21 protein-coding genes and 1 pseudogene are annotated in these 20,087 nt (G+C 43.9%); 8 read left to right on the top strand and 14 right to left on the bottom strand.

Features of this window, described 5'->3' with window-relative positions; genetic code table 11:
• Positions 1-63: 63 nt before the first annotated feature.
• Positions 64-636 (bottom strand): manganese catalase family protein, encoded by a 573-nt coding sequence (locus ACVS9P_RS02980; protein ID WP_452104159.1) that lies wholly within the window; start codon positions 634-636, stop codon positions 64-66.
• Positions 593-2,035 carry a recombinase family protein gene (locus ACVS9P_RS02985; protein WP_452104160.1) on the bottom strand — a complete coding sequence of 481 codons (1,443 nt, stop codon included), beginning with the start codon at positions 2,033-2,035 and terminating at the stop codon, positions 593-595. Before ACVS9P_RS02985 ends, ACVS9P_RS02980 begins: the two co-directional genes overlap by 44 nt.
• A gap of 311 nt (positions 2,036-2,346) precedes the next feature.
• Between ACVS9P_RS02985 and ACVS9P_RS02990 the strand changes: the two genes are divergently transcribed.
• From ACVS9P_RS02990 to ACVS9P_RS03010, 5 genes are all read left to right on the top strand, one after another.
• Positions 2,347-3,426 (top strand): FG-GAP repeat domain-containing protein, encoded by a 1,080-nt coding sequence (locus tag ACVS9P_RS02990; protein ID WP_452104161.1) that lies wholly within the window; start codon positions 2,347-2,349, stop codon positions 3,424-3,426.
• A gap of 155 nt (positions 3,427-3,581) precedes the next feature.
• Positions 3,582-4,073 carry a hypothetical protein gene (locus ACVS9P_RS02995; protein ID WP_452104162.1) on the top strand — a complete coding sequence of 164 codons (492 nt, stop codon included), beginning with the start codon at positions 3,582-3,584 and terminating at the stop codon, positions 4,071-4,073.
• Positions 4,073-4,837 (top strand): hypothetical protein, encoded by a 765-nt coding sequence (locus tag ACVS9P_RS03000; RefSeq protein ID WP_452104163.1) that lies wholly within the window; start codon positions 4,073-4,075, stop codon positions 4,835-4,837. The genes ACVS9P_RS02995 and ACVS9P_RS03000 overlap by 1 nt, the downstream gene beginning before the upstream one ends.
• 240 nt (positions 4,838-5,077) lie before the next feature.
• Positions 5,078-5,359: a hypothetical protein gene (locus ACVS9P_RS03005; RefSeq protein WP_452104164.1), complete on the top strand. Its 282-nt coding sequence runs from the start codon at positions 5,078-5,080 to the stop codon at positions 5,357-5,359.
• Between the two features lie 13 nt (positions 5,360-5,372).
• Positions 5,373-5,732, top strand: a complete 360-nt coding sequence (locus tag ACVS9P_RS03010) for a hypothetical protein (RefSeq protein ID WP_452104165.1) — start codon at positions 5,373-5,375, stop codon at positions 5,730-5,732.
• 201 nt (positions 5,733-5,933) lie between these two features.
• Here the strand turns inward: ACVS9P_RS03010 and ACVS9P_RS03015 are convergent, their stop codons facing one another.
• A complete protein-coding gene (locus tag ACVS9P_RS03015; protein ID WP_452104166.1) occupies positions 5,934-6,155 on the bottom strand; it encodes a hypothetical protein in 222 nt (73 codons plus the stop codon).
• 568 nt (positions 6,156-6,723) lie between these two features.
• Here ACVS9P_RS03015 and ACVS9P_RS03020 point away from each other — a divergent pair.
• Positions 6,724-8,481: a sensor domain-containing diguanylate cyclase gene (locus ACVS9P_RS03020; RefSeq protein ID WP_452104167.1), complete on the top strand. Its 1,758-nt coding sequence runs from the start codon at positions 6,724-6,726 to the stop codon at positions 8,479-8,481.
• Between the two features lie 216 nt (positions 8,482-8,697).
• On the opposite strand, the pseudogene ACVS9P_RS03025 reads toward ACVS9P_RS03020, so the two are convergent.
• The 4 genes and pseudogenes from ACVS9P_RS03025 to ACVS9P_RS03040 form a co-directional block, all read right to left on the bottom strand.
• Positions 8,698-8,805 (bottom strand): annotated as a pseudogene (locus tag ACVS9P_RS03025) (manganese catalase family protein); the annotation flags it as partial.
• Positions 8,806-9,066: a spore coat protein CotJB gene (locus ACVS9P_RS03030; RefSeq protein WP_452104168.1), complete on the bottom strand. Its 261-nt coding sequence runs from the start codon at positions 9,064-9,066 to the stop codon at positions 8,806-8,808. It lies immediately after the preceding pseudogene.
• Positions 9,063-9,260 carry a spore coat associated protein CotJA gene (locus ACVS9P_RS03035; protein ID WP_452104169.1) on the bottom strand — a complete coding sequence of 66 codons (198 nt, stop codon included), beginning with the start codon at positions 9,258-9,260 and terminating at the stop codon, positions 9,063-9,065. Before ACVS9P_RS03035 ends, ACVS9P_RS03030 begins: the two co-directional genes overlap by 4 nt.
• Positions 9,261-9,570: 310 nt before the next feature.
• The gene (locus tag ACVS9P_RS03040; RefSeq protein WP_452104170.1) at positions 9,571-10,389 is read right to left on the bottom strand and encodes a putative ABC transporter permease; all 819 of its coding nucleotides are present in this window, start codon (positions 10,387-10,389) and stop codon (positions 9,571-9,573) included.
• Positions 10,390-10,474: 85 nt separating this feature from the next.
• Between ACVS9P_RS03040 and ACVS9P_RS03045 the strand changes: the two genes are divergently transcribed.
• Positions 10,475-11,050 carry a hypothetical protein gene (locus tag ACVS9P_RS03045; RefSeq protein WP_452104171.1) on the top strand — a complete coding sequence of 192 codons (576 nt, stop codon included), beginning with the start codon at positions 10,475-10,477 and terminating at the stop codon, positions 11,048-11,050.
• 43 nt (positions 11,051-11,093) lie between these two features.
• Here ACVS9P_RS03045 and ACVS9P_RS03050 read toward each other — a convergent pair whose 3' ends face one another.
• A complete protein-coding gene (locus ACVS9P_RS03050; RefSeq protein ID WP_452104172.1) occupies positions 11,094-12,419 on the bottom strand; it encodes an oligosaccharide flippase family protein in 1,326 nt (441 codons plus the stop codon).
• A gap of 90 nt (positions 12,420-12,509) precedes the next feature.
• Between ACVS9P_RS03050 and prmA the strand changes: the two genes are divergently transcribed.
• A complete protein-coding gene (prmA, locus tag ACVS9P_RS03055) occupies positions 12,510-13,436 on the top strand; it encodes a 50S ribosomal protein L11 methyltransferase (protein WP_452104173.1) in 927 nt (308 codons plus the stop codon).
• A 61-nt stretch (positions 13,437-13,497) separates the two neighbouring features.
• Here the strand turns inward: prmA and ACVS9P_RS03060 are convergent, their stop codons facing one another.
• The 6 genes from ACVS9P_RS03060 to aroF are packed head-to-tail and all read right to left on the bottom strand — an operon-like array spanning position 13,498 to position 19,891.
• A complete protein-coding gene (locus tag ACVS9P_RS03060; protein ID WP_452104174.1) occupies positions 13,498-14,610 on the bottom strand; it encodes a bifunctional chorismate mutase/prephenate dehydratase in 1,113 nt (370 codons plus the stop codon).
• Between the two features lie 2 nt (positions 14,611-14,612).
• Positions 14,613-15,692 carry a chorismate synthase gene (gene aroC / locus ACVS9P_RS03065; protein WP_452104175.1) on the bottom strand — a complete coding sequence of 360 codons (1,080 nt, stop codon included), beginning with the start codon at positions 15,690-15,692 and terminating at the stop codon, positions 14,613-14,615.
• On the bottom strand, positions 15,676-16,953 hold the full coding sequence (gene aroA / locus ACVS9P_RS03070) for a 3-phosphoshikimate 1-carboxyvinyltransferase (protein ID WP_452104176.1): 1,278 nt from the start codon (positions 16,951-16,953) through the stop codon (positions 15,676-15,678). Before aroA ends, aroC begins: the two co-directional genes overlap by 17 nt.
• Positions 16,950-18,023, bottom strand: coding sequence for a 3-dehydroquinate synthase (gene aroB / locus ACVS9P_RS03075; protein WP_452104177.1), 1,074 nt, complete (start codon positions 18,021-18,023; stop codon positions 16,950-16,952). The genes aroA and aroB overlap by 4 nt, the downstream gene beginning before the upstream one ends.
• Entirely contained in the window at positions 18,020-18,862 is an 843-nt protein-coding gene (locus ACVS9P_RS03080) for a prephenate dehydrogenase (RefSeq protein WP_452104178.1), read from the bottom strand. The genes aroB and ACVS9P_RS03080 overlap by 4 nt, the downstream gene beginning before the upstream one ends.
• A 3-nt stretch (positions 18,863-18,865) precedes the next feature.
• On the bottom strand, positions 18,866-19,891 hold the full coding sequence (aroF, locus tag ACVS9P_RS03085; protein ID WP_452104179.1) for a 3-deoxy-7-phosphoheptulonate synthase: 1,026 nt from the start codon (positions 19,889-19,891) through the stop codon (positions 18,866-18,868).
• Positions 19,892-20,087 lie beyond the last annotated feature (196 nt).

The following is a 20,087-nucleotide window of genomic DNA, read 5'->3' on the forward strand; positions in this document are numbered from 1 at the left end:
TGGTAAATCTTAAGTGATGGTTATGTGAAAAAAGCCCCATCGGTTTTTCGATGGGGCAAAACATTAACGGTCAAATTCAGGGTTAAAGGCATAAAAGTTTTTGGAATCCAAACGATCGGTAGCAATGCGCAATCCTTCACCGAAACGCTGAAAATGAACGATTTCACGGGCACGCAGAAATTTGATTGGGTCCCGGACATCCGGGTCGTCTGCAAAGCGCAAAATGTTTTCATAAGTTGTACGGGCTTTTTGCTCTGCGGCGAGATTTTCGTGCAGATCCGTTACCATATCGCCTGCAACAGAGAAAGTCGTTGCACTAAATGGGTTTCCGCTGGCGTCTACAGGATAAATTCCGGTTGTATGGTCTACAAAATAAGCGTCATAACCGCCCTTTTTAATTTCTTCTGGAGTTAGGTTGCGCGTAAGCTGATACACAATGGTACTGACCATCTCGAGATGAGCTAGTTCTTCTGTACCGATATCTGTCAAAATTGCCTTGAGCTCTGGATAGGGCATGGTGTATCTTTGGGAGAGGTAACGCAGTGATGCGCCAAGTTCTCCATGAGGTCCACCATACTTCAAAATGTGATCATTAAAGGTAATAAAAGATTTGAACGGATTGAGATGCTCGGTCAAAAATGATATGATCGATAAAAGTACGCAAGATCCGATTCCCTTCATCAGGCGGTAAAGATTCGCATTGTTGAAGATTTTTAAGTGCTTTCTTACAGAAAGCTTTCTGCTGGGCTTCGGTAATATCAGTAATGGGAGCGACAGAGAGTTTTGCTTTTAGATTTTTGATTTCAGACATGATTTTCTGCTTATTTTCTTTATATTCCTCCAGAGTGTCAACGCCGGCAGTATAGGAATCTTTCACACGACCAAGTTTACGTTGTTCTTGCTCGATTTTGCTTTGGATCATGGAATTATCAAATCCATCAGACTTCCTATTTTTACGCTGAAGAGAAAAAGCTTCGTAAGTTAGCTCATAGTTGATTTCAGAAAAGACCATTCTGTATATTTTATCATTGGTGATGTAGTGTGATTCTGTACAGCGGCTGTGCGTGTAATTGGTACACTGTAGCCCCCCTCTTTTTCCGCCGCCGACCGGAGACATAGTAGCACCGCATGCGCTGCATCTAATCAGTCCACGAAATAGATTACCGGAAGGGGTACTGCTGTGTGCATAATGGCCATACAGATTGCTGATCGTTTCTACTCGCTTTTGGGCGGCCTGCCATTGGCTTTTCGATATAATCGGGTCATGGTCGCCGTCTACAATTTTTGATTTTGTTTTATAGTAATCTACCTCTTTTCCGGTGGAATTCCAACGAATCTTTCCGATGTAAACCGGATTTTGTATTACATAGCGAATGGTGCGGTTTTCCCACAAGTTGCCCCGGCGTGTTTTAATGCCTTGCGCATTGAGATTAAGAGCAATCTGCTTGTATCCGTCACCGGCTAAAAAACGCTCGAAAATGTATTGAACAACTGGAGCGGTTTGGGGATCGACAATGAGCTTTCCGGTGCCCTTCGGCATTAGATATCCAAGAGGCGCAGCTGATACCGGTTTACCACGCTGAAAGCGTTCGGTCATTCCGCGCATCACTTCGCCGGAGAGGCGAGTAGAATAATAGCCGTCCATCCATTCGATGATGCGCTCGATTAACCCGCCGAAGTCACTATCTGAAATTGGCTCCGAAACACTGACAACGGAAATGTTGCGCTCTTTTTTTAAAAGGGACTTGTAGACGATTGACTCTTCTTGATTTCGCGCAAATCTTGAAAATTTCCAGACAAGGATCATGGAAACATCGGATCCTTTATTTCGAGCGGTTGCAATCATGCGCTGAAATTCCGGACGTTTAGCAGCCGAGCGGCCCGAGATTCCTTCTTTTTCACGAAAAATGTATTTTGCCGGGACGATTATATCGTTGTGCTTTGCATAGTCCAGTATTTTTTGAAGCTGAGAGTCGGGGGAGAATTCCAGCTGGTCATCCGTTGATACGCGGATATAAGCTGCGGCAATTTTCATAGCATCACCTTCTAATCATTCTCCAGCATTTTTATATTGGAATAAGAACTTTTATCGCTTATTTGTATGTGATTAAAGCTAAAAAGTTTCTCTTTTTAAAAAATACGATTTCATTTTGGGATAAATGCAGATGACTGCCAGATCTCAAAAGGATACGGTCGCCGCCGTTTTGGAAACATTGAAGGGAAAAAACATATTATCATAATAGCGGGGAACGGATAGATTATCATGATATCTAATCCAGCCCTTCGAGATTAGTTCTTGTCTAATGTAAGTATGGAGGTAAACAAAATTATTAGGAGGAGCTTTTAATGAGCGTATTTTTTCAGCCCGCCGTGTTTTATTCTGCCGGATCTTCTCCTTATGGGATTACGGCCGCTGATTTTAACGGCGACGGGCGTCTTGATTTAGCAATCACAGATATTGGTAGCGAATCGGTTGCTGTATTGCTCGGAAATAGCGACGGCACTTTTCAGGCAGCTTCATTTTTTGATGTAGGTATCAATCCAACCTCGGTTACTGCTGCCGACTTTAACAACGATGGCAAAATGGACTTGGCCGTCGCGGATTCAAATGGCGGTGATGTCGCAATCCTGCTTGGCAACGGTAACGGAACCTTTCTGCCGGCTACGGCAGTAGCAGCGGGGTCAAATCCTTTGACAGTCGTTTCCGCCGACTTTAACAACGATGGCAAAATGGATTTAGCAGTAACCGATGTGGGCCTTGGAAACGTTAACGTGCTGTTTGGCAATGGAGACGGTACTTTTCAGGCGGCTGTGCCTTATCCTGTTGGCAGCTCCCCTTATGGGCTTGCGGCCGCTGATTTAAGCGGTGACGGAATTGTTGATTTAGTTGCGGCAGTTGGTGGGAACAATACTGTTGCGGTTCTGCTTAATAACGGTGACGGCACTTTTCAAGCAGCAGTACCTTACTCTGTAGGAACTGGTCCTATGGAGATCGCAGTAGCCGACTTTAACGGTGATGGTAAAAGCGATTTGGCAGTATCAAATTTTGACTCTATGAATGTGGCCATATTGCTTGGCAATGGTAACGGTACTTTTCAAGCGGCATCCTTTGTTTCAATTGGTTCAAATCTTGAGGGAATCATTGCAGCTGATTTTGACAACGACGGAACATTTGATTTGGCAGTTGCAGATAACGGTTCCAATAACATTGCAATATTGACCGGAAATGGTGACGGTACTTTTGGACCGAAACAATTTTATGCTGTTGGTTCTTATGCTGCGGGATTAGTAGCCGGCGATTTTAATAACGATGGTAGAGCAGATCTTGCAGTTACAAATACCTATTCAGACAATGTTGCAATCCTGCTCAGCGACACGAATTCATTATCGCGCGGCGCGCCTTTCTTGAACAGAATAGAACGATAAGAAAAAAGAGCTTTGCTAATAATTGCACGATTCATAAACAGACGATGGGTAGCGTAATGTTTTATTGAACCTCCCGGCTGGTATATACGGAAGTACCAACTAGGAGGTTCAATTATACAATATGATCGCAAATAAAAGAAATGGAGGAAAATTTTATGAACGCAATTCCCGGTTGGACTATATTGGCTTATCTAGACGGCAATGGGGAACTGGAGCCGGAAATAGCAGCTGAGTATTGTGAATTGAAGGCAGCAGCAATAAACGAAAAGCCAAAAGTCCTTCTCCAAATTGGACGGCTAAAGCAAAGTACCGTGCAGCTCATAAGGCCCGATGCTAAACCGGATCAGGAGATATGGGACGGAGTTCGGCGCTATCAATTCAATACGGATGAAAAAATTTTGCCGGAGGATTTAGGCAATGTCAATCTGGCGGATCCAAATTGCTTGTATGATTTTCTTCTCTGGGGGCTTAAGAATACCGATACCAAGCATGTAATGCTGATTCTGGGCGGGCACGCCTGTGAATATATAGGCCTAATGAATGATTACAGCGGGAAATATCCCGCGATTATGGGGATTCCGGAGCTTGTAGCAGCTATCGAAATGGCGGCAAACGCCGGGGGGGGCATGTCATTGACCTGCTGCTGATGGATGCGTGCTACTGCAATAATATCGAGACTCTCTATGAATTTGGATACCGAGACAACCCCGCCGTTAAATTGCTTATTACGTACAGACAAAATGCCAGCGCAGCAGGAATATCCTTTCGGGAACTTCTAAAGGCGGTGGGAGAAAACGATACAGCAAACCCGAAAGAACTTGCGAATAGAATCTGTTCGGAACTTCCATCCGATCTTGTTGCCAGAGTGGTTCGGTCAAAAAGCATAAAACAGCTGAAACGGCTGTTTGACCGTCTTGCGCGAAAAGAACTTTCTTCAAATGTGCGTAAAATAAAAAATCCATCGGAGCTTTTTTCGGTAAAAGCCGGGGAGAACAAATTTGAGCGGGATGAAGCAGAAGGGATTTCGCGTATTGTTTCTGATCTGACCATCAGCCAAAAAACAAAGGTGCAGGATACGGGTAAAGATATTGGAATTTTGGATCAATACATTCCCGACAAGGGGCTGGCTGCTTTTTATTATCGGCTTGCTTTCGCAAGAGACAACGCATGGGCGGAGCTTTTATGTTCACAGATAAAAGAAAAAAATTATATGCTTTTAGTTACCATCGGATTTTCACCTCTTTTGATTCCAGAAGCAAAGGTACAAGCGCTTATCAAATCATGCAACCCTTATGCGGACTCGTCCCTTGTAGATGCTATATGCGGAAAACTAATTGATGAAAGAAGATGGAATAAACATCTTTTTCCAAACATTTATCCCAAAAATGCCGCAGATAGTTTAGAAAAATAAGAAAATTCTTTATTTCATACCGCTAAAATCATCGCTCGTGATCTGCTGTCGGTTAGCTAAATAAAAAATATAGAAGAGGGATAGATCTGTTGATCTACGCTTCTTCTATATTTTTTGGTAGTGGCTTTTGGAAATTCCTTTCACTCTTAGTTCAATTGTCTCATTCATGATACGACTGAAACGAAATTAATTAGAAAGTCGGACAATCGGCTAAACATATTATGAAATGAGGTGAAAGAAATGGCGCGCAAACCGGAAATTTGGACAGTGCAAAACAACTTAATAGAGGGCAGCCAAACGTGCCTGATCAGTGAGCACAAAATGAAGCTCTATAAAGAAAACGGGAAATGGAAAGCAGAAATTATTTCTGAAAAAGATAGGATGCCAAAGGAAGAACAGAAATCGATCTTTAAAAGGATGACGAAAAACATTGGGAATGAAATCAACGAGCGTGTTTCCAGGGGAGATATAAATTTGCCGGACGGCAATTATACCGTTGGAGAAATCTTAGACAAAATATGAAAGGAGCCAGAACATGGCGATCAATATGATTAATTCGAATGAAGAAAGAGTAGAGGAACTATTGGAAGGGATAGCAAGTTCCATGAAAGAAATTTGTCAGCTCGGAAAATATGATCATCTCTATGTTACATATCCAGCAGATGGAAAGGCTACTGTGGTTGCGCACGGGGAAGCTGGACTCGATCAGTATGACGATATTTGCCCGAAAATTAACAGCCTGACCGTTGAAAATTTAGCGCAGGAATTTAATGATCTGGCGATCAGCATTGAAACGGCACGTGCAGAAGCAGTTGCTCTGAATGAACAACTGGAAGCAGTAAAGCTAAGGGAGAAAAAGAAGGTACACGTCGAATTGCGAAAGTCTGGCAGATAAGCAATGCACACACGGCAAATGTCAAAATAGTTATTTGCGGGCGGGCAATAAAATCGGTCAAAAAACAATTTGACCGGTGCCCGTTTGTGATAGATCTGTACAAGCTGACTTTTTATAATATCAGAAGAGAGACTATTGATTTTTAGCAAAAATAAAAAAAGGCTCCGCCGAAGCAGAGCCGTTAGAATGAAAAAATTTACATCATGCGCTTTCCTGCGTGCATAGGTCGAAAACGAATTCATCAATACTTTCTAAATCCTCATAGATTCCTTCACTATGTATTGCGGCCAGATGCAGAAATGCTGGTGAATAATCACCATGATCGTTTTGGGGTGGAACAAAAGCAAGCTCAACAAGATCTCCATCCTTTACTTGTGCTAATTTTTCTTCTAACAAATTTTTTTCTACAATGATTTTTACCACTTTGGACTTCCTTTCTTTATTTAAGGTTAACTTTCTCTCGAGAACAGTTCTTATTATCAGGCATTAAATCGAAAAAAAACGTCGAAAAAAATTGCATCTATGGAAATCAGCGAATAAAACAAAATAAGTTGTTAATTTAGGGGAAATTTAATGCAAAAGGCTTAATAAATGTTCCAAAAATTAACTTAAAAAGCAGCGGTTGGGTCAATACAAGAAAATAATAGACTGAAAAAACGGTTGGCTGCTAAATGATAGTGTAAAATACTTTTATCCAGCTGCTGAGGGTTTCCTCTATCCTAAGGACGGCTGTAAAAATTTTGTTGTTAATACCTCTAATATATAATTAAAATTATGTTGAATCTCGACGAACTTTTCTTCAAGATGTTTCATTTTATAAAATTTAAAGGTATGATTAACGCGGTAAAAAATTATAAGTAAATTTCGAAGATTAACTTTGTAAAATAATGGTTTGAAGCAGGACTGAATGTTTGATTTGAGTTGTAAAATCCGGGAAAAGCTCAGAATCATTCAGCTCAGAAATGCTGCATATCTGGAGATATGATTACAAATGAAAAGCCTAACATATTTATTTAAAGACATTCCAAAACTCAGAACTTTTTTGGAGTCCCATACCCTACTCTTTTCTCATACAGCAAAATCTGTTTTAGTCCAGATCTTCTCGTCACTGCCTGACAGGAAAGTCCTTGGGCGCATTACAGATGAAATAAGAGAGTACATTCCCAAAGCAGTGGTTGTCGGTTCCACTACCGTCGGTGAGATCATTGATGGTCAGCCCAAAGTCAGAACTGTTGTATTATCGTTTTCTTTTTTTGATGAAACCGTTTTAAAAACTTTTGTAGTTGAAGATCCTATGGGTGCTGAATTCGAGGCCGGCAAAAACTTGATGAAAAAAATAAACAGCATGGAGGAGGTAGCCGGCGTACTCTTATTTGCGACCCCGCAAAGTATTAGTGTTTCAAAACTGTTTAAAGGAATGTCGGAAGAAAAATTCGACTTTCCTGCTTTTGGCGGCGGTGCTGGTGTTTATGATCCGAATGCAGCTTCCATGATATTTTTAGGTCGGCAATCGGTAAGCAAAGGAGCAATTTGCGTTGCCTTTTTAAGCAAAGACTTACATATTTATACAAGAACATTTTTAGGTTGGAGACCACTCAGCAAAGAAATGACGATTACTCAGGCGGATGGTAATCTGCTGAAAAAAATTGATGGAAAATGTGCTTTTGACGTTTACAATCGATATCTCAATATTCCGAATGATGAACGTTTTTTTGCGAATGCGCTTGAATTTCCGATTCTTATACAGAAGGACGGAGAAATGATTGCGAGGGTCCCATTTTTTGTAACAGAAGATGGCAGTATAGGCTTTTTGGCTGATATTGATTCTGGGGATCAGTTTCATATCGGTTATGGAGAACCCAACTTGATTTTGAATCATTCGGAATCTATACGGAAAGAATTGCACGATTTTGAACCGGATGTGATTTCTTTGTATGCTTGTATCAGTAGAAGATTCCTATTGCAGAATGATGCGAATCTTGAAATTCAAACGTTCAATCGTATTGCACCCACTACCGGATTTTATACGTATGGTGAGTTTATCAAACGGAACAACAGGATGAATCTGTTAAACTCAACGATTGTGATTGTCGGAGTCCGTGAAGGAGAACGAAATTCGCGCCGTAAGTTGGAACGTTCTAAGGGAATAGCAGATCTGCCGATCAGCAACGATCCGTTTTCGGCTACGCACAGCCGTATTATAACGAGGCTTCTTCATTTTATCAGTGTTGTAACATCGGAACTGGAAGAAGCAAATAAGGAACTAAAAAGGGTATCCGGCATTGATAAGCTTACTCAGATTAATAACAGACTTAAATTGGACGAGGTTTTGGAGCATGAATTTTCCATCACTGTACGTTATAACACGGGTCTTTCTATTTTGATCCTTGATATTGACCATTTTAAAGAAGTAAACGATACTTTTGGTCATCTGGTCGGCGATTTGGTTCTTACGCAGCTGGCAGGCATCCTAAAATCATGCGTTCGTGAGAGTGATACGGTTGGCAGATGGGGTGGAGAAGAATTTTTGGTAATCCTGCCTCATACTCGTCTGGCAGATGCCAAAAAGGTTGCTGAAAAGATCAGGGCCGCAGTTGAAAAAACGGACTTCCAAAAGGCAGGGCATATCACCTGCAGCATTGGGACAGCTTCATTCTGTGAAGGTGACGACAGCGAAAAGCTTTTGTCTCGTGCCGATAAGGTTCTGTACCGTGCGAAAAGCGGCGGCAGAAATCAAGTGGGATATTAATTTTTTAGTAGGACACGCATTTGGGTAAAAAAGAGATCTATAAATATGTAGTGAAAGGTGTTATGAACTTCGTATAAGGCCATGAATTAACGGTTGGCAAGTAAAAATCAACTTTTTAGTTTGTTTATAAAATGAAAGCAACTGTTTTGGAATATTATTTTGATATTTAAAGGCGGTTGTTTAATCCTTATAAAAGTATAAGCCAGCGGATTATCATAATTTACAATGAGGGCCACCATACTGTGTGGCGATTAGCCTAGCGAGGGCTGGATTTGGATTCTTGATTTTCACTGGATACTGAAGCCTTTTTTCATAAGTCCACATTTAGTCCTCGTCTCCCTTCTTGATTTCCCACGGCCATGGTCCTTGAATCCATGACCAGCGTGAAGTACAATCGCTTTTTTGGCCCATGGCACCATAAGCATCTTCATATTGTGCCGTTAGCTTTTTAGCAAGTGCAAGATTTTCCTCCAGCTTTTTGTAAGCTGCAGAATCGTTAGGATGAGTATCTAGGAAGATGTGCAGTTCCCAGATCGAAAATTGTACGGCGTAGATTTGCCGCATTAGTTTTTGCTGTTCATTCATTTTGGCGCACCCCGCCTTCCGTAAAAAGGTTTATCAAGATCTGGAAAAAGAGTTCCTGCATTTAACGCTTTTTCCGGAGGAAAAGTAGTGCCAAATTGCTGAAAAGGAACATATGCCATCGCAACAACCGGATTTTCCGGCAGAGGAGATGTTGGTTTAATTGAACAGAACTGCCCTTCTGTGATTTCTGCCATTATAAAACCTCCCTTCATAGAATCGGGATATTCCCTTAGATATTCTATGAAGAGAGGTCCTTTTGGGTGTTTTTGCCAAAATCACAAGAAAATTAATGCTTTTTTCCGCTGGCGCGAAAACAGCAGCCCCACAATAAACCAAGATAAAAACAGATGACTCCGGTCATGATATAACCCACCATTTTTCTCGCCCTCCCCTGACTATTTCCAAATTCTTCTATTCTAGTATATCCTTAAAATTTGAAAACTTGCAGGAATGGAAAAGCCTCTGCAAAGCTTTTTTGCAGAGGCTGAAAAAGAAAGGCGTATTTTAGGGACGACGCAGAGTTTTACGTAATTGATCCAGTGCATCCCGCGCATTTGGGAGCTGCATTTGCATCTTTGGGAAGGCTTTGAAAATTCGAGTTGAAAGAGCAGAGAGATCTTTTTCAACAGCGTTCTTTCGGGCGATTAGATCTGCTGCGCGTTGACGGTTGTCGTTGTCCAGAGTCTCCAGCTTTTCCTGCAGATTATCAATCATGTCGTCTTTGGCAAGATGCACCTGAAGACGAATTTCATCGAGAATCCCTTGTAGCACTTCAATCTTTCCACGTATGCGTAGTGCATTTCGTGCAGAGAAGAAAGTATCTACGGCAAAATAAACCACAAGCAAAGCCGAAATCCATAGAATTCCTTCGGAGGGAATCATGTGCATGAGGAAAAGAACCCTTGGATGAAGGACTTCCATTAAAAAGAGAGACAACAGGCCAAAAATTAGACAGTTTTCGAGGCAGATACGCCCATGTAAATGAAAGCGGTGATTGCTGTAATCCCACCATTTGGCATGAAATAATGTTTCTAAAAGCCAACCGGTAAAATATTCAACGGCAGAAGTGATGAGAGTGCCCAAGAGGAATACGAGCGGCCAGTTTTCAGAGACGGGTGTCAAAAAATAAATGCTCAGGAGGGCTCCAACTGCATAGACCGGACAAAATGGGCCATACAGAAATCCACGGTTGATCCAGTGCTTTGCGCAGATGGAGCAGAAAATACTTTCGCATAGCCAGCCCATCCATGCATAACAGGTAAACAAAAGTATTTGTTCTGAAAAGACGGCCAAAAAATCACTTCTTTCTTCTAAAATAGACATGAATACTTTTTAAGTTTACTGATTCTGACGAAAATTGTCAATCCTATTTTCCTGTGTTATAATTTAAAGAAAAGGAGGGCTGTTTATGAATGGAATAGAGGGATTACGGGAACTTCCGCAAAAATACGGAATGGTTTTTCTGATTTTAAGCATCCTATTGAGTTTATTGAATTGCTTTTTCGGCTATAAACTTCTACACCTTTGGACAACCCTTTTAGGTTTTTTGATCGGAGGAGTCGGTGCCTATCTAGCGGCTTCTGCCTTTGGTTTTGAGATGACGTGGGCCGTATTGATTGGCTTTGTCGGTGCAACGGTAGTAGGAGCGTTATCCTTTTCTATTTATCGTTTCGGTGTTTTTCTGTTTACTTTTATTATGGGACTTGGAATGGGACTGCAGTTGTTTCAGCAAAATGAGATAGCAGCATGGATTTCCGGAGTTCTTTTGGGAATCGGCTTTGCTATTCTATCGGTCAGCTATATCCGGCAGATTGTGATTGTGTCATCCAGTCTGAGTGGCGGAGTCAATGCAGGAGCGGATTTGATTACTTTATTTCATATTAGTGATCTTTGGGTGCCCTACCTTATAGAGGCAATTCTTGTGATTTTGGGAATTTTGGTTCAGTTTCGTACGACGAAGACGAAAAAGAGAAGATATCGATAAAAAAAGCCTTTCCGAAATTTCGGAAAGGCTTTTTTTATCTGGTTTACAAGGAGAGACAAAGATAAAGTAAAACTGCCCCAGAAGCCGGCGTAAGAATCCAAAGCGGAGAAATTTCAATATCGGCTGTGTTGAGCAACTTACTGATACTTAGGGAGCTATTGAGCAGCTCGCTGCAGAAAAGAAGCAAAAGATATCCTTTTAGGCCTAATATTGGGATCAGGAAAAAGCACCAGCAAACTCGAAAGACAGCATCTACGAGATTGCAGCACAGAGAATATTTTTGCTGATTCAGTCCTTTCAGCATTCCGTCAACTACGCTGTCGAGATATAGAAGTGGAATTAAAGGGACCATAATGCGAACAAGAATAGCCGCGTCCTGACTTTTATAGAACAGCTGACAAATTTGCGGAGAGAAGGCAGCCATCAATGCAGCGCAGACAAATGAAAAACAGCTGGTCAGACAAAAGGCCTTTGTCGTGATTCGGCGAATCCTTTTTGGCTGTCTATGCGAATTGGAACGGGCAAGTTCCGGAATCAGCAGAAGAGTTGCAGAGGATAAAATGGTACACGGAAAAACCAAAATCGGCATCATCATTCCTTGTACTAGCCCATATTGGGAAAGCGCTTCTTCCCTGGAGCAGAAAGAGGAAAGTCCTCTCGGAATCAGCAGATTTTCCACTGAGAATAGAAAACTGCGGAGCCCTGCTCCCCCTAAGACAGGCAATCCAATCGCGGCTATCTGACGGAAGGAGGGGATAGGAGCAGCACACGTTTTATGATGAGGCATTTTTTTCAGATAGCAGAAAATCATGAAGATGCAGCCGACCGCTTCTGCTGTGGTGGAGGCAGTCATAACCGCGGTAATAGAAGAGGAAAAATCGTCCAGAAAAAGAATGCCAAGCCCGATGGTTGCCCCCTGTTCCACTATTTCTGCAACTGCCGGAACACCAGATTTTCCCTCTGCCAGAAAACAACCTTTTAAGCAGGCACAGACTGAAATAAAAGGCAGACCAATGGCAAGAATCCGCAGAGGAAGGCTGCCGGAAAGCAGAGGCCCAAAAAGCGGTGCAAAAAGCTCAAATAAGAGACAGGCGCTGCAGCTGATCAAAAGGCTGAAGCAGAGACATTTTCGAATAATTCGGTGGTCGCTTCCATGTTCCGCTACCATGCGAGTCGTACAAAAAGAGGCTCCGGCAGCAGAAAGACTGACTCCTAAAACAAAGACAGAAAGATTCAGTTGATATAGCCCCATTGCGGCTGTGCCGAGATGGGTGCAGAGGTATCCGCGATACCAAATATCAGTCAGACGCAAAAGTCCGTTTGTAATCGTAAGGACAGCGGCGCTCTGGAAGAATTTGCGTTCATTCATGTACATCCCTCCGCTTTATTATATTGAAAGACGGGGGTAAACATGTTAAACTAAAATAAAAGGATTTGAATGCGTTAAAGGAGCTTTAGAATGGATTGGACAGACCTGACCGTTACGGTTTCACAGAAAGACAGTGAAACAGCCGAAGCAATCGCACAGATGGTAGTTCCCTATGGAATTTATATTGAAGATTATTCCGATTTGGAAGAGGGTACATGGAAAATTACGCATGTTGACGTGATCGATGAAGAACTTTTGAAAAAAGATCGGTCGAAAACGATTATCCATATTTATTTGCAACCAGATCAGAATCCGGCAGAAGCCACTGCTTTTTTGCAGGAACGGCTGAAAGCATCTGGAATTAAAAGTGAGATCGGTTCTTCAAACTGTAGGATGGAAGACTGGATTAATAACTGGAGAAAATATTTTCATCCGATCCCGGTAGGAAAAAAGCTTTTGATTCGTCCGGACTGGGAAGAAGTAAAAGGCCCAGGGGGACGTATAGTGCTGCACTTAGAGCCAGGGCTTGCTTTCGGGACCGGTACGCATGAGACGACCAGGCTGTGTCTGGAGCTTTTAGAGACCTATTTAAAGCTGGGAGACGAGGTCCTTGACGTCGGCTGCGGAAGTGGAATCTTGGGAGTTGCGGCGCTCCTTTTAGGGGCAAAAAAAGCGGTCGGGGTTGATATTGACCCGTTGGCGGTTAAAACAGCAGTCAGCAATGCGAAACGCAACGGAGTAGCGGATTCCTTCGTGGGAATTTCCGGCGATCTAACGGAAAAAGTGACCGGAACCTATCAGATTGTAGTTGCCAATATTGTGGCGGATGTGATTTTGCGGCTTACAAAAGATGTGGAGCAATTTTTCTGTGAAGATACGGTTTATCTAATGAGCGGAATCATTGATGAGCGCGAACAGGATGTTTTGGATGGCCTTAAAGACCGGTTCGAAATTTTGGAGCGTCGGGAAGAACGCGGCTGGGTCGCTTTGGCAGCGAGAAGAAAAAAGAATCTTTAAAAACAAAAACAGCCTTCTGATATCTTTAAAAGATACCGGAAGGCTGTTCTTTATGATTCGGTTAATTTTCCGGATAATTCCCCAAAAATGAAAAGCGCGGCAGTTCGTCCCAAAGAGAACATAAAAGTTCCAACACAACAGGATCATGAATATTTCCAGAAAAATCCAAATAAAAATCATATTCAAATTCTTTTCCGATAATTGGGCGAGATTCAATCTTTGTCAGATTCATTCCCGCTGCGGCAAAACGGGAGAGAACACTGTTTAAGCTGCCGGTACGATGGGGTAGATTGAAGCAAACGCTGATTTTATCGGCTCTTTTGGAAAGACAGAATTCCCGGCTCAATACCAAAAAGCGGGTATGGTTTGCGCTGCAGTTTTGTACTTTCAGCGGAACAATTTTGAGATGGTTCTCTTCGGCAGCTTTCTTTCCGCAGAGCGCAGCCGAATTTGGATTTTTTGCAGCCATAGCGGCAGCTTCTGTTGTGCTTCTGCATTTTTTGACCGAAAGGCCACAGGATTCTACAAAAGTGCTGCACTGCATCAGAGGCTGCGGGTGGCTGTAAAGGGATGTTACCCCATCAAGTGTTCCGGATTTACTTGCCAAAACATTATTGACGCATAATTTTCCGGCAGCAATGATATAGTATCGGTATTTTAAGAGCAGATCATATACTTCCAGAACACTTCCGGCAGAAGAATTTTCGATCGGGACCAGAGCAAGGTCTGCGTCTTCCTTCTCGAGAGTGGAAAAGATAGACGAAAAATTCGGACAGAAAACCGGCTGTGCTTCCGGATAAAGGGTTAAAAGTTCCACATGACTATAGCTGCCGGGGCTGCCGAGACAGGCAATTCGAGCGCTATTTTTAGGCGTTTCCCGGGCATTTTGCAAAAGCTGCCGCAGTGGCTTTCCGGCACTTAACATTTGGTGCTGCAGCGCGCGGCTTTGACTCATGATCGCTGAAAAAATCACACGGGCAGTACCGCCGTATTCTCCGGCTTCCTTTTCCACGCGGTCAAGAATTTCTTCTTCCCGGAAGCTATTGAGTACGGGAATTTGGTGCTCTTTTTTATAGACGGCAACTTTTTTTGCACATTCCATTCGTGCGGTTAAGAGCGGCAAAAGCTGTGCGTCGATTTGATCGATTTCCTTTCTGATATCAGATAGTTCCATCTTCAGTCCCTCCAAAGATTCATAATTGCAAGAGCCGCAGCGGCTTCTACCACAGGGATTGCCCGCGGTACGATGCAGGGATCGTGACGCCCCTTAATTTGAAGCTTTACATTGCGGTGCGTTGATAAATCAATGCTATTTTGCTCTTTTGAAATGGAGGGGGTCGGCTTAAAAGCGCAGCGAAAAACCAGAGGCATTCCAGTTGTGATTCCGCCTAGAATTCCTCCGGCATGATTGGTGTGCGTTTTGATGGAACCTGTTTCATCGTAAAAATAGGAATCATTATTTTCGCTGCCCAAAAGGGAAGAGACTTTGAACCCATCGCCGAATTCTACGCCCTTGCAGGCCGGAATTCCAAACAAAATGGAAGAAAGAACGCTCTCTACACCGCCAAACATGCCCTCCTCTGCGTAGCCGCCGGGGATCCCTACACAGGCGCATTCGACGATTCCGCCGACGCTGTCACCTTGCAGGCGGATAGTCTCAATTTCCTGCCGCATCTTTTCCTGCACTTTTGAATCGATAACGGGAAAGAAAACCGTATTCAGCATGGAAAGTGCTTTGGCATCAATATTAACGCTGTCGAAAGGCGTATCGAAAACATCATGAATTGCATAGGCATGTGCGCCGATTACAATGCCGCGTTGTTCTAAGATTTGACGGCAGATGGCACCGGCGAGGACGAGGGGCGCTGTCAGCCTGCCGGAAAAATGACCGCCGCCTCTCAGATCAGAAAATCCGTGATATCGGAGAAAAGCGGCATAATCGGCATGACCGGGGCGCGGAATATTTTTAAGAGATTCATAATCTCCAGAATGCTGATTGCTGTTTTCGATGACAGCGCAGAGAGGGGCTCCAGTTGTGATCTGATTACAAACGCCGGAGACGATGATCGGTGTATCACTCTCTTTGCGGGCGGTAGCAGTTGAATCATTCCCAGGAGCTCTGCGCGCCATCTGCTTTTTTACTGCCTCTAAATCAATCGTTTCTCCCGCTGGAAGGCCCTCTAATACCATGCCGATCATAGGACCATGACTTTCTCCAAAGATTGTTAGTTTTACACGTTCACCCCATGATGACATGGACGTTTCCCCCTAATCGTTTAAAATCTTCAAAAAAATTCGGATAGCTTTTTTGAATCGCTTCTGCGCCGTGGATGGTTACCGGGCTCTCGGCGGAGAGAGCAGCAATCGAAAGCGCCATCACGATTCGATGGTCATGAAAGCCGTCTACTTTTCCGCCGTGAAAAGCCGAGATTCCATTGATAATGAGTCCGTCCGGCTTTTCTATAATATGGGCGCCCAAAGCGTTGAGCCCGTCGTGGATTGCTTTCAGACGGTCGCTTTCCTTAATGCGCAGCCGCTGGGCATTCGATATCACTGTCCTTCCGGGACTGAGAGCGGCACAGACGGCAAGCGCCGGAACAAGATCCGGAATTTCACCCGCGTCGATCTCAATACCGGAAAGCGTCCCGGCTTTCGCATGAAGAGATCCATCTTTTTCCCAATTTATTTGTGCGCCAAATTTTTGGAATAATTCCAAGGCAGCACAATCTCCCTGAGCAGAGTCTTTTGAAAGGCCTAAAAGAGAAAGATCGCTGCCGAGAGCCGACGCTGCGAGGAAAAATGCCGCTTGACTCCAGTCACGCTCAACAGCGAACCGGCAGGCGTGATAGGTTTGCCCTCCTGGAATCTGCCACCCGGTTTCGGTCGGAATGACTGTAACGCCGAATGAAACCATTGCTTCGATTGTCATCTCTACATATCCGGTACTTTGCAGCGGCGTTGTCAAAACAATTTCACTGTTCCCTCTTAACAGCGGCAAAGCGAGTAAAAGGCCTGTTATAAACTGACTGCTGACATTTCCAGGCAGAGAAAAAGTACCGCAGGTAAGTTTTCCGGAGATTGCTAATGGAAGGCCTCCTTTTGTATCACAGGTAAGGCCATGTGAAGGCAGACAGTCAAGATAGCAGCCAATCGGTCTTTGCGGAAGACGTCCGTGGCCTGCAAAAAGTGCCGGAATTCCTAAAGCACCGAAAATCGGAATTAAAAACCGCAGAGTAGAGCCGCTTTCTCCGCAGTCTACCGGTATGGGACCGATTGGAAGAGAATCTTTTTTTATTCCGGAGACGCGCAAAAGATCTTCCTGCAGCGCAACATGCGCCCCCAGTACCGAGATGGCACGGATGGTTGCTTCAATGTCTTTGCTGTCCGCGACCGGAGAGAGAAAACTTTCTCCCTGAGAGAGCGCAGCACAAATAATCGCACGGTGGGCAACACTTTTGCTGGGTGGAACAGAGAGCTTACCAGAAAGGCTTCCGGGAGAAATCACAACGGAACTCATTTTAACACCTCGCACAGCTTTGGCAATTCTGAGCGTGGAGTTTTGCGGAGAAAAGCGTCACCGATTTGATGCAGAAGAACGAGATTGATACTGTCTGCGGTACTCTTTTTATCGTTTCCGGTGGCAGCGATCAAGTCGTCGATGGATTCTGTAAAAGAAGTGGGGAGTGCATATTTCTGCAGCAATTCTGCAATTTCAGTATGAGTTCCGGCGGGCGTAACAGCTAATCCTTCTCCGATCTTTGCGGCGATCACACAGCCGATTCCAACAGCGGCACCATGGGTAAGACCACCGTAGTTTTGCAGCCGTTCCAGCGCATGACCGAAAGTATGTCCAAAGTTGAGCATCATTCGTTCACCGGTATCAAATTCGTCCCGTTCCACAACGGCACGCTTAATTTCAATGCACTGACGAATTAGATCGCAGAGCTTTTCCGAATCCTGACGCAGAGAATTTTGATTGTTTTCTTTTAAAAAGTCAAACAAAACTTCGCTTTTGATACACCCGTATTTAATGGCTTCTCCCATGCCGTCTGAAAAGAATTGATCAGGAAGCGTCTTTAATGTGTCGGGATCGATCAGCACAAAGGAGGGCTGATGAAATGCGCCAACCATATTTTTGCCCTGCGGCAGATCAACGCCTGTCTTTCCACCGACAGAAGAGTCAATCTGAGAAAGCAAACTGGTAGGAACTTGGATAAACGGGATTCCTCTTAAAAAGCTGGCCGCCGCAAATCCGGCCATATCTCCGGTGACTCCGCCTCCCAATGCGACGACAAAGTCGGTACGAGTCAGATGTGCTTCACAAAAAGCATCGTAAAAAGACGAAATTGTTGCGAGCGTTTTTCGTGCTTCTCCGGCTTCAAAAGAAACAGCAGAAACAGAAAACCCGGCTTTTTTCAAGCTTTCTTCTGCTGTTTTTCCATAAAGGGGCAGTGTATTGCTGTCTCCGACAACACAGCAGCGAGCAGCTTTCGGAAAAAGTTGGGCAGCACGTTTGCCAAGTTCCTTGATACATCCCGGCTCGATTTGAATTTCATAAGGATGTCCAACCTGTATCTGTAAAATCATTCTCCCAATTCCTCCTTTACTAAACGACCCTGCCGAAGAAGAGATTCCAGTTTTGGCTGATCTTTAGCGGCAATCGCATCCCGAATCGCGCTGAGATTGCGGATCAATGTATTGAGTTCCGTTTTAAGCGGTTCTGCATTATCCAAAAATAGTTCTGACCAGAGCACTTCGTTAATATTGGCGACTCTGGAAACATCGCGGTAACTGCCAGCCGAAAAGCCCCGATGCTGCGGGCAGCAGGGACTCATCACATAGGCGCAGGCCAAGGCATGCGGAATCTGACTTGTAAAAGCAATCATTGCATCGTGGTGTTCCGGCGTTGTGATGATCGCGCGGCCGAATCCAAGTTCATAAGCGGTTTCTTTTAAAATTTCAACGGCACTTTGGGGAGCACCGCAGGGAACGATCAGATAGCTTGCACCGCGGAACATATCAGCCTGTGAAGCGGAAAATCCATGCTTTTCTGTCCCGGCCATCGGGTGGCTGCCGCAGTAGGTGAATCCGCCAAGCTGAGAAAGTTCCCTGAGTTTGGCACAGACCGCAGTTTTGATTCCGCAGACATCCGTGACAATTCCATCCGGATTAAAAGAATGCAGATGGGATTTTACAAATTCAATATCAGAACCAGGATAAAGGCATAGATAGGTCAAATCTGCGGATTTTAAATCTGCTAGATCTGCTTCTTTTTGAATGGCACCGATAGAAAGGGCCTCTTCCAGAACGGCAGGATCGCTGTCAAATCCTGTAACAAGGCTGTCTGTATATTCAGAAAATGCACGGGCAAGGCTTCCGCCGATCAGCCCTAAACCCACAATTACAATTCGCTTTTTCTGCTTCAAAAATTATTGCACTTCCTTGCCAAAAAATTCTGCTGTCTTTTTAATTTTGTCGGAAATTTTGTCGAATTGATCTGGAGTCAGACTCTGCGCACCATCTGAAAGCGCCTTTGCGGGATTGTTGTGCACCTCGATAATCAATCCGTCTGCTCCGGCCGCGATTGCTGCCATAGAGAGCGGCTCTACCAGCCATGAAATTCCGCTGGCATGGCTGGGATCTACAATCACAGGCAGGTGAGAAAGACGCTTTAAAATCGGCACGGCAGAAATATCCAAGGTGTTGCGCGTATAGGTCTCGTAGGTGCGAATTCCACGCTCACAGAGAATGACCTGATCGTTGCCGCCAGCCATAATATATTCCGCGCTCATCAAAAGCTCTTCAATGGTGCTGGAAAGACCGCGCTTTAAAAGAATTGGTTTTTGAATATGACCGAGCTCTTTTAAAAGCTCGAAATTCTGCATATTTCGTGCGCCGACTTGAATGATATCAACGCCTTCATTGAGAAACAATTCAATATGAGCTGGACTCATAATTTCCGTTACGATCGGCATTCCGGTAACATTTTTTGCTTTTTTCAGAAGTTCCAGTCCCTCTGCTTTAAGTCCCTGAAAAGAATAGGGACTGGTGCGAGGTTTAAAGGCACCGCCGCGTAAAAACTGTGCCCCGGCTTTTTTAACGCGTTTGGCAACTTCGGTGATTTGGGATTCACTTTCTACGCTGCAGGGACCGGCAATCATTGAGAAGTTACCGCCGCCGATCTGTTGTCCTCCGGGAAGTCGAATTACGGTATCTCCCGGGTGAAATTTGCGATTTGCTTTCTTATAGGGTTCTTGGACCCGTTTTACATTTTCAACAAACTCCTGTGCCGCAATATAGTCAATATCGATTGCACTGGTATCTCCTAAGAGTCCCAATACGGTGCTCTGTGTGCCAACCCATGTATTCACCTGAACATGGTATTCCTGTACTAATTCCTTGGTGAACGCTTCAATTTGTTCCTTTGAACACTCTGGCTTTAAAACGATAATCATATTCTAAACCCCTTTATCTCATTTAAAAAAATAAAAGGCAAAGCTGATCGTTTCAGCTCCGCCTTTTTCACCATTCCAATGTTCTGTATCAACAGGACTTTTATCTGCAGAGGAACTTACCACGAATTTTACAGTATAAGAAATTAGCCTGCGCTATAAAATAGCGAAGGAAATCAAAACCTGTAAATCGTGTGGA

Source organism: Caproicibacterium sp. NSD3, assembly GCF_053613275.1.